The sequence below is a fragment of the Xylophilus sp. ASV27 genome, assembly GCF_016428875.1.
Taxonomy (GTDB): Bacteria; Pseudomonadota; Gammaproteobacteria; order Burkholderiales; family Burkholderiaceae_C; genus Xylophilus.
On sequence record NZ_JAELTO010000059.1, the window covers coordinates 19,480 to 27,961 of the forward strand.

The following is an 8,482-nucleotide window of genomic DNA, read 5'->3' on the forward strand; positions in this document are numbered from 1 at the left end:
TATTTTCAAAATCTATCTTCAATAAAGATACCGTGGATTTTGCCGCCCTGGAAATCTTCAGCACCGTGGCCGCCGAGGGCAACGTGACCCGCGCCGCCGAGCGGCTGCAGCGCGCCCAGTCCAACGTGAGCACGCGCCTGCAGCAGTTGGAAGAAGAACTGGGCGCCACGCTGTTCCTGCGCGAGGGCCGGCGCATGGCGCTGACGCCGGCCGGCCAGTCGCTGCTGGACTACGCCGGCCGCCTGCTGGCCCTGGCGGAGGAGGCGCGCCAGGCGGTGCGCCCGGACCAGCCCGGCGGCCGCCTGCGCCTGGGCGCCATGGAGAGCACCGCCGCCAGCCGGCTGCCGGGACCGCTGGCGCGCCTGCACGGCCGCTGGCCCGAGGTGGTGCTGGAGCTGTCCACCGCGCCGTCGCGCCAGCTGGTCGAGCGCATACGCTCGCATGCGCTCGATTGCGCGCTGCTGGCCTGGCCGCCGCCCGGCCTGGGCGAGGACGCGTCGGACCTGGAGGTGACCCCGTTCTTCCGCGAAGCGCTGCTGCTGGCGCTGCCGGCCGGGCACCCGGACGTCGCGGGGCCGGACGACCTGCAGGTCGACACCCTGGCCGCCTTCGCCACGGGCTGCACCTACCGGCGCATCGGCGAAACCTGGATGACGCGCGCGGGGGCTCCGCCGCGCATCCTGGAGCTGGCCTCCTACCACGCCATACTGGCCTGCGTGGCGGCCGGCCGCTGCGCCGGCGTGGTGCCGCGCTCGCTGCTGGAGCTGATGCGCGAGCCGCCGCCCTTGCGCCTGGTACCGCTGCAGAGCTGCGACATCGTGCTGGTGCAGCGGCGCGGCTACCGCTCCGCTGCGCTCGACGCGCTGCGCGAACTGCTGGCCTCCTCATGAGCACGACCCTTCTTTCCGCCCTGCACCTGCGCCTGCCCATCGTCCAGGGCCCCATGGCGGGCGCCGACACGCCGGCGCTGGCCGCAGCGGTTTCGGCCGCCGGCGCCTTGGGCATGCTGGCCTGCGGCATGCGCTCGCCCGAGGCCATGGCCGAGGCCGTGGCCGAAGTCCGGCACCGCACCGGCCGGCCCTTCGGACTGAACCTGTTCGTGCAGGACACGCCCACGCCCGACCCGGCCGCCGTGAGCGCGGCGCTGGAACGGCTGGCGCCGCTGTACCGGCGCTTCGGCCTGGAGCCCGGCGTGCCCGCGCGGTGGTGCGAGGACTTCGGCGCGCAGTTCGAGGCCCTGCTGGCGCTGCGCCCGGCGGTGGCGAGCTTCACCTTCGGCATCCTGGACGCAGCGGCGGTCGAGCGGCTGCACGCAGCCGGCTGCTACGTGATCGGCACCGCCACCACGGTGGCCGAGGCGCTGGCCTGGGAGGCCGTGGGCGCGGACGCCCTCTGTGCCTCGGGCGCGGAGGCCGGCGGCCACCGCGGCACCTTCCTGGGGGACTTCGCCTCTTCCATGGTCAGCACCCTGGCGCTGGTGCCGGCCTGTGTGGATGCGCTGCGCATCCCGGTGATCGCGGCCGGCGCCCTCATGGACGGACGCGGCATCGCGGCGGCGCAGGCATTGGGCGCGCAGGCGGTGCAGATGGGCACGGCCTTCCTGGCCTGCGATGAGTCCGGCATCGGCGCGGCCTACCGGCAGGCCCTGCACACGGCCACCGGCACCGACACCCGCACCACCCGCGTCTTCTCGGGCCGGCCGGCGCGCGGCATCGTCAACGCCATGATGGAGCAGCTGGCGGCCGCCGAAGACGCCGTGCCGGACTACCCGGTGCAGAACGCGCTGACCGGCGCCCTGCGCCGCGCCGCGGCGGCCGCCGGCGATGCGGACTACCTGTCGCTCTGGGCCGGCCAGGGCGTGGGCCGGGCGCGGCCGATGGCGGCGGCGGCGCTGGTGGAGCTGCTCGAAGACGAGTGGCGCGCGGCGCGGGCCCGTCTGTGCTGAAACCGGCCATTTGCTCCTATTTTTATAGCATATAGCCCAGGAAATACCTGGGCTACGGCCACTTTTTCCTTGAAAACCCTCAGTTCTTCCAGGCCAGTTCGCGCGCCGGGCCCTGGATGACCGGCGGCGTGGCGTTGAGCTTCTCGCCGGCCAGCACGCGCTCGTAGACGCGCAGGTAGTCGCGCGCCATGCGCCCGGCGCCGAAGTGCTCCAGCACGTGCGCGTGGCAGCGGCGCGGATCGAAGCGATTGGCGCGCACCGCCTCGGCCAGCGCGTCGGCGTTGTCGGCCAGCACGCCGCAGTCGGGCGGCACCAGCTCGGGCAGCGCGCCGTAGGGCGTGGCGAACACCGGCGCGCCGAAGTAAAGGCTCTCGATCACGGCCAGCCCGAAGGGCTCGTGCCAGCGCACCGGGAACACCATGCCGCGCGAGCCGTTGAGCAGCCCGGCCTTCTGCTCGCCGCCGACCATGCCGTGGAAGCGCACGCGGCGCGAGAAGGTGTAGCGGAAACCGCGCCGGAAATTCAGCCGATCGCCGCCCAGCACGTCCAGCAGCACGCCGGCTTTCCTGGCCACGCGGATCGCGCCCTGCACGTTCTTCACGCGCCAGGCCGCCTTGCCCAGGAAGTGATAGTACGTGCGCGGCCGCTCGAAGTCGACCGGGCCGTAGGCCGACCAGTCCAGCCCGTTGTGCACGAACTGGGTGGAGCCGTAGCGCGCCGCATGGTCGCGCGAGAGGAACACGGTGTTGAGCGGCAGCGGCCGCGCCTTGCGCGCGTTGCCGTGTTCGGTCACCAGATAGGGCCGGCCCAGCGCGTCTTCCGATTCGAACTTGGGGTGGAACTGGAAGTGCACCAAGTCCACGTCGGCCGGCACCTGCCCGGCCCAGGGGCGCGCGGTGTCGATCGGCAGCACGTGGGTGGCGAAGTCGCAGTGCGAGCCGGCCGGCACCAGGTAGCTGACCCGGTGCCCCATGCCCACCAGCGTGCGGCCCAGGTCCCAGATGACGCGCTCGGTGCCGCCGTAGGCGAACACCGGGATCGGCGAGTTATTGACCAGCAGGACGTGCATGGCGCTGCGCTCCGGTGGGGCCGGCGCCCACGAGGGCTTCCTGGCCGCGCAGGCAGCCATAGACCAGCATGTTGAAGAACAGGTAGCAGATGTTGCCGCTGTTGTGCGCCATGAACACCTGCGTCAGGCCAAAGCCGATGTAGGCGACCGGCACCAGCACCCCGACCAGGCGCAGCGCCAGCGCCGTGGCGTAGCCATCGTGCTCCAGCGCGGCCGGCGGCAGGCGCCGGCGGGTCGGCCAGAACAGCCACAGCGGCACGCCATAGAAGAACAGCAGCACGGCCACGCCGGGCAGGCCGCGCTTGGCGAACAGGTCCAGCGCCTCGTTGTGCGCATGGGAGAAGGCGAGCACGCTCGGATGGGCCAGGCCGGCCTGCACCCGGCGCGCCTTCTCCAGCTCGTAGCCATGCTGGGTCCAGCCGGTCAGCGGCCGGTCCCAGCCCATCTGCCAGGCCAGCTTCCAGTGGTGCAGCCGCTGCCCGACCGAGGTGACCCCGTCATTGCCGGCCTCGTACTGCGCGATCTCGGCGCGCGCCGCATCCAGGCGCTGGTCGATCAGGTGCGGCTGCGTCAGGAACAGGCCCAGCAGGCCCAGCGCCACCATCAGCGCCGCCTGCGCGAAACGCCGTCGCGGCAGCCGCTGCCAGCAGAGCCATCCCATCACCGGCAGCACGACCAGCAGCGCCAGCCAGCCGCCGCGCGACTCCGACAGCACCGAGCCCAGCGGCCCGAGCACCGCGCCGCAGCCCGCCAGCCCCACCGCCCAGGGCCGCCGCATCACGGGCGGCCGCACGGCCACCAGCACCAGGCACATCAGGCCCAGCAGCAGGCTCAGGCCGCCGTACTGGATGGCGTTGGTGAAACCTTCGGAGCGCGGCATGTGCAGCAGGTAGCGCTGGTAGAGCGCCATGAGCCCGCTGCCCACGGCGCCCACCACCACGCCCCACCACAGACAGCGCGCGCGCGGCGCGTAGGCATGCACAAGGAACAGGCAGGGCAGCGCCAGCAGGTACTTGGACGGCCGGTCGAAGCCGCCCCAGTCGGTGCGGCCCGAGCGCGCGTCGAGCAGCCAGACCACGCCCATCAGCACGATGGACAGCGCCATCCAGCCCGCGCCGCCCAGCGGCCGCAGGCGGCGCGGCCAGCGGCGCGCGAAGAGCAGCGCGCCCAGCAGCAGCAGCGCCACGCCATAGGAGTAGCCCGAGGGCCGCCACAGCGCCAGGCCGGGAACGAGAAAGGCCGCGGCAGACGTCAGCCGCATGCCGTAACGCTCCGAAATCATCGTCCGACCCGCCCGGAAAGCTCGTCCCGGTCGTAGTACAGCGCGGCGTAGCGGAAGAAACTCTCCAGCGCCACGAACAGGCAGTACAGAAAGCCGGCGCCGCCGCACAGGAAGCCCAGCCGCAGCACGTAGAGCCGCACGAACATGCTGGTGCCCGAGGCCAGGCCGCGCAGCACGCCGCCGCGCCTGCCCAGCGCCGCGCGCTTGGCCGCGCCGAGCATGGCGTACTGGGTGAGCTTGTCCAGGCTGGCGCGCACCGACTCGCGCGAGTGGTGCAGGAGCGGCGCGCGCACCAGGTGGCGCGGCACCGGCTCGCCGCGCAACTGCGCCTCCTCATGGACCACGCCGGTGAACTCGCGCAGCATGTCGCGCCGGAACAGGCGCTCGACCTGCGACTGGGCGCGGTACCAGGTCAGCGGGCGGCCGAAGGCCACCATGCGCCAGCGGATCTTCCAGACCGCGCGCTCGCCGCTGCGCACGATGGCCTGCAGCTCGCCGCGCAGGGCCGGCGTCATCTGCTCGTCGGCGTCGAGGAAGAACACGTAGTCGCCGCTGCAATGCGCGAGCAGGCGGTTGCGCTGCACCGCGAAGCCCTGCCAGTCGGGGTAGGAGAAGACCCGCGCGCCGGCGGCCTCGGCCGCGGCCACGGTGCCGTCGGTGCTGCCGCTGTCGACCACCACCAGTTCATGGGCGATGGGCGCGGCGCTCTCCAGGCAGGCGCGGATGCGGTGGGCTTCGTTGTGGGTGAGGACCGCGACCGACAGCGTGGGCGCTGCCGGCCGGTCTGCGCCGCCTGCGCGGTCGTCCTGCATCGGGAAAGGCACGAAATGCGAGGCAGGCGCGGGTCAGTGGCCGGCGCGCACGGTCTCGCCGGCTTTCAGGCGGTAGATGGTGCCGCAGTACGGGCACTTGGCTTCGCCGGTGTGGGCCACATCCAGGTAGACCTTGGGATGGGTGTTCCAGAGCTTCATGTCGGCCTTGGGGCTCGGGCAGAACACGCCGCCCTGGGCATTGAGGTCGCGGGCCAGCAGTTCGACCACGGCGAGCGGCCGGCGCACGCTGCCGGCGAGGGTGGAGGAGGCACTCATGCGGTTCAGACCTTGGTGAGCCAGTGGGCGTACTGCGGATTGCGTCCGTTGACGATGTCGAAGAAGGCGTTCTGCACCTTCTCCGTGACCGGGCCGCGGCTGCCGGCGCCGATCTCCACGCGGTCGAGTTCGCGGATCGGCGTGACCTCGGCGGCGGTGCCGGTGAAGAAGGCCTCGTCGGCGATGTACACCTCGTCGCGGGTGATGCGCTTTTGCACCACCTCGATGCCCAGGTCCTTGGCGATGTGCAGGATGGTGTTGCGCGTGATGCCGTTGAGCGCGCCGGCGGACAGGTCGGGCGTGTAGATCACGCCGTTCTTGACCACGAACACATTCTCGCCCGCGCCCTCGGAGACGAAGCCGGCCGCGTCCAGCAGCAGCGCCTCGTCGTAGCCGTCTTCCGTGGCCTCCATGTTGGCCAGGATGGAATTGCTGTAGTTGCTGACCGCCTTGGCCTGCGTCATGGTGATGTTGACGTGGTGGCGGGTGTAGCTCGAGGTCTTCACGCGGATGCCGCGCTTGAGGCCCTCCTCGCCCAGGTAGGCGCCCCAGGACCAGGCCGCGACCATGGCGTGGATGGTGTTGCCCTTGGGCGAGACGCCCAGCTTCTCGGAGCCGATCCAGACCAGCGGGCGGATGTAGCCCGACTTCAGGCCGTTCTCGCGGATGACGGTCTTCTGCGCCTCGTTCACCTCGTCCTGGGTGAAGGGCAGCTTCATGCGCAGGATCTTGGCGCTGTTGAACAGGCGCTCGGTATGCTCCTGCAGCCGGAAAATGGCGGTGCCGCCAGCCGTGTCGTAGGCGCGCACGCCTTCGAAGACGCCGCAGCCGTAGTGCAGAGTGTGGGTCAGGACGTGGATCTTGGCGTCGCGCCAATCGACGAGCCGGCCATCCATCCAGATCTTGCCGTCACGGTCGGAAAGGGCGGTCGCGGGGGGGACGAGGCTCATGCGGGGTGTCCTTGGAACAGGGCGGGATTGCCGGGAAAACCGGCGATTTTAAGGCGTCCCGGCCGGCGGCTGGGGGCGGGTGAGCTGCCAGTGCACCAGGCGGCCCTCGGCAAAGGTGCAATCGACGTAGGAGCCGCCGCCGTCGGTCCAGCGGAACACCTCGGGCTGCGTGTCGGCCGGGCTCTGCTGCTGCCCCAGGGACTTGGTCAGGGCCACCACGTGCAGCAGCGGCAGCCTGGGCCTGAGCTTGGCGTTGAGCATCACCGCGCTGCCGACGTAGCCCACCGGCCGGTCCGCCGCGCGCTTGAGCACGGTCATCAGGCGCGTGAAATGCAGCAGCAGCCACATCAGCAGGCCGCCGCTCACCACCGCCACGCCGCGCCAGCCATAGGAACTGAATGCCGCCGCCAGCAGCACCAGGCTGCCGACGGGAATCAGCACTTTCGGGAAGTTGTTCATCCCGCCATTTTCGCAGCAGGGCGCGGTGGGGTTTCCCATCCTTCGCCAGCGCGGCGGGCGTGGCCGGCCATCGCCCATGGGCAGGCCGCGCAGCGGGCGCGGCCGGGACAATCGGCACGATGCCCGCCCCCGCCGCCACCGAGACCGACTTCCCGTACTGGCGGCGCAACCTCTACGTCTGCCTGTTCGGTTCGTTCACCACCGGCGTGGCCATGACGCTGCTGCTGCCCTTCCTGCCGCTGTACCTGGAGCAACTGGGCGTGCGCGGCCATGCGGCGCTGGCGCAGTGGTCGGGCATTGCCTTCGGCGCCACCTTTCTCACCGCCGCGCTCACGGCTCCGCTCTGGGGCCGCCTGGCCGACCGCCATGGCCGCAAGCTGATGCTGATCCGCGCCAGCCTGGGCATGGCCGTGACCATGGCGCTGATCGGCGTGGTGGAGAACGCCTGGCAACTGGTCGGGCTGCGGCTGCTGGCCGGGCTGCTGGGCGGCTACGCCTCGGGCTCGATGGTGCTGGTGGCCACGCAGACGCCCCAGGCGCGCTCGGGCTGGGCGCTGGGCACGCTGTCCTCGGGCTTCATGGCCGGCAGCCTGATCGGGCCGCTGGTCGGCGGCGGGCTGCCTCCGCTGATCGGCATCCGGGCCACCTTCTTCCTGGCCGGCGGTGCGATCTTCATCGCCTTCCTGGCGACCTGCTTCCTGATCCGGGAGGACCGCCCGCGGCGGCCGGCAGCCACGCCGGGCCAGCCGCGCCAGGGCATCTGGTCGCAGATACCGGACCGGCGGCCGGTGGTGGCGATGCTGGCGACCGGCGTGCTGCTGACGCTGGCCCACATGTCGGTGGAGCCGATCATCACCGTCTACGTCGGACAGCTGCTGCCGCCGGACGGGCCGGTTACCTGGTTCTCGGGCCTGGCGATGTCGGCAGCGGCCCTGGGCAACATCCTGGCCGCGCCGCGCCTGGGCCGGCTGGCAGACCGCATCGGGCACCACAAGGTGATCGTGGGCTGCCTGCTGGCCGCCGCCGTGCTGCTGCTGCCGCAGGCCTTCGTCAACAGCGCCTGGCAGCTGGTGGGGCTGCGTTTCCTGATGGGCGTGGCGCTGGCCGGCCTGCTGCCCTGCATCGCCAGCGTGATCCGGCACAGCGTGCCGGCCGCCGTGACCGGGGGCGTGCTGGGCTACTCCACCTCGTCGCAGTACGCGGGGCAGGTGGTGGGACCGCTGCTGGGCGGCTTCGTGGGCGGACAGATCGGCATGCGCGCCGTGTTCCTGGCCACCAGCGTGCTGATGGTGGCCGGGGCGCTGGTGGCCGCGCGCAGCCGCTCCTAGCGCCTACTGCAGGCGCCGCACCACGTCCATGGCCTCTTCCACGCGCTCCACGGCGTGGATCTGCAGGCCTTCGATCGGCTTCTTGGGCGCATTGGCCTTGGGCACCAGGGCCACGGAGAAGCCGAGCTTGGCGGCCTCCTTCAGGCGCTCTTGCCCGCGCGGCGCGGGCCGCACTTCGCCGGCCAGGCCCACCTCGCCAAAGGCCAGGAAGCCTTTGGGCAGCGGCTTGCCGCGCAGGCTGCTGGTGATGGCCAGCAGCACCGCCAGGTCGGCCGCCGGCTCGGTGATGCGCACGCCGCCGACGGCGTTGACGAACACGTCCTGGTCCATGCAGGCGATGCCGGCGTGCCGGTGCAGCACC

At 71.7% G+C, this 8,482-nt stretch carries 10 protein-coding genes; 3 read left to right on the forward strand and 7 right to left on the reverse strand.

Going from position 1 to position 8,482, the window contains the following annotated elements; all coding sequences use genetic code 11:
- Positions 1 to 32 precede the first annotated feature (32 nt).
- Positions 33 to 890 (forward strand): LysR substrate-binding domain-containing protein, encoded by an 858-nt coding sequence (locus tag JHD63_RS13460; RefSeq protein ID WP_198971268.1) that lies wholly within the window; start codon positions 33 to 35, stop codon positions 888 to 890.
- The gene (locus JHD63_RS13465; RefSeq protein WP_198971269.1) at positions 887 to 1,945 is read left to right on the forward strand and encodes an NAD(P)H-dependent flavin oxidoreductase; all 1,059 of its coding nucleotides are present in this window, start codon (positions 887 to 889) and stop codon (positions 1,943 to 1,945) included. The genes JHD63_RS13460 and JHD63_RS13465 overlap by 4 nt, the downstream gene beginning before the upstream one ends.
- 79 nt (positions 1,946 to 2,024) lie before the next feature.
- Here JHD63_RS13465 and JHD63_RS13470 read toward each other — a convergent pair whose 3' ends face one another.
- Genes JHD63_RS13470 through JHD63_RS13495 form a run of 6 tightly spaced genes read right to left on the reverse strand, consistent with a single transcriptional unit; the run spans position 2,025 to position 6,793 of the window.
- Positions 2,025 to 3,014 carry a glycosyltransferase gene (locus tag JHD63_RS13470; protein ID WP_198971270.1) on the reverse strand — a complete coding sequence of 330 codons (990 nt, stop codon included), beginning with the start codon at positions 3,012 to 3,014 and terminating at the stop codon, positions 2,025 to 2,027.
- Positions 2,992 to 4,275 (reverse strand): O-antigen ligase family protein, encoded by a 1,284-nt coding sequence (locus JHD63_RS13475; protein ID WP_233168107.1) that lies wholly within the window; start codon positions 4,273 to 4,275, stop codon positions 2,992 to 2,994. Before JHD63_RS13475 ends, JHD63_RS13470 begins: the two co-directional genes overlap by 23 nt.
- Before the next feature lie 17 nt (positions 4,276 to 4,292).
- Positions 4,293 to 5,108, reverse strand: coding sequence for a glycosyltransferase family 2 protein (locus JHD63_RS13480; protein ID WP_198971279.1), 816 nt, complete (start codon positions 5,106 to 5,108; stop codon positions 4,293 to 4,295).
- A gap of 33 nt (positions 5,109 to 5,141) precedes the next feature.
- On the reverse strand, positions 5,142 to 5,384 hold the full coding sequence (locus JHD63_RS13485) for a zinc-finger domain-containing protein (RefSeq protein WP_198971272.1): 243 nt from the start codon (positions 5,382 to 5,384) through the stop codon (positions 5,142 to 5,144).
- A 5-nt stretch (positions 5,385 to 5,389) separates the two neighbouring features.
- Positions 5,390 to 6,334 carry a branched-chain amino acid transaminase gene (locus tag JHD63_RS13490; protein WP_198971273.1) on the reverse strand — a complete coding sequence of 315 codons (945 nt, stop codon included), beginning with the start codon at positions 6,332 to 6,334 and terminating at the stop codon, positions 5,390 to 5,392.
- A gap of 48 nt (positions 6,335 to 6,382) precedes the next feature.
- Entirely contained in the window at positions 6,383 to 6,793 is a 411-nt protein-coding gene (locus tag JHD63_RS13495) for a glycerate kinase (RefSeq protein ID WP_198971274.1), read from the reverse strand.
- 119 nt (positions 6,794 to 6,912) lie between these two features.
- On the opposite strand from JHD63_RS13495, the gene JHD63_RS13500 reads away from it, so the two are divergent.
- Positions 6,913 to 8,121 carry an MFS transporter gene (locus JHD63_RS13500; protein WP_198971275.1) on the forward strand — a complete coding sequence of 403 codons (1,209 nt, stop codon included), beginning with the start codon at positions 6,913 to 6,915 and terminating at the stop codon, positions 8,119 to 8,121.
- Between the two features lie 3 nt (positions 8,122 to 8,124).
- Here JHD63_RS13500 and JHD63_RS13505 read toward each other — a convergent pair.
- Positions 8,125 to 8,482 (reverse strand): S16 family serine protease (locus JHD63_RS13505; RefSeq protein ID WP_304952636.1); only part of this gene is annotated, 358 nt, incomplete at its 5' end.

Excerpts from the sequence above, each read along its gene's own strand:
- JHD63_RS13465 (WP_198971269.1), top strand. The coding sequence starts at position 887 with ATGAGCACGACCCTTCTTTCCGCCCTGCACCTGCGCCTGCCCATCGTC.
- JHD63_RS13470 (WP_198971270.1), bottom strand. The coding sequence starts at position 3,014 with ATGCACGTCCTGCTGGTCAATAACTCGCCGATCCCGGTGTTCGCCTAC.
- JHD63_RS13475 (WP_233168107.1), bottom strand. The coding sequence starts at position 4,275 with ATGCGGCTGACGTCTGCCGCGGCCTTTCTCGTTCCCGGCCTGGCGCTG.
- JHD63_RS13480 (WP_198971279.1), bottom strand. The coding sequence starts at position 5,108 with ATGCAGGACGACCGCGCAGGCGGCGCAGACCGGCCGGCAGCGCCCACG.
- JHD63_RS13485 (WP_198971272.1), bottom strand. The coding sequence starts at position 5,384 with ATGAGTGCCTCCTCCACCCTCGCCGGCAGCGTGCGCCGGCCGCTCGCC.
- JHD63_RS13490 (WP_198971273.1), bottom strand. The coding sequence starts at position 6,334 with ATGAGCCTCGTCCCCCCCGCGACCGCCCTTTCCGACCGTGACGGCAAG.
- JHD63_RS13495 (WP_198971274.1), bottom strand. The coding sequence starts at position 6,793 with ATGAACAACTTCCCGAAAGTGCTGATTCCCGTCGGCAGCCTGGTGCTG.
- JHD63_RS13500 (WP_198971275.1), top strand. The coding sequence starts at position 6,913 with ATGCCCGCCCCCGCCGCCACCGAGACCGACTTCCCGTACTGGCGGCGC.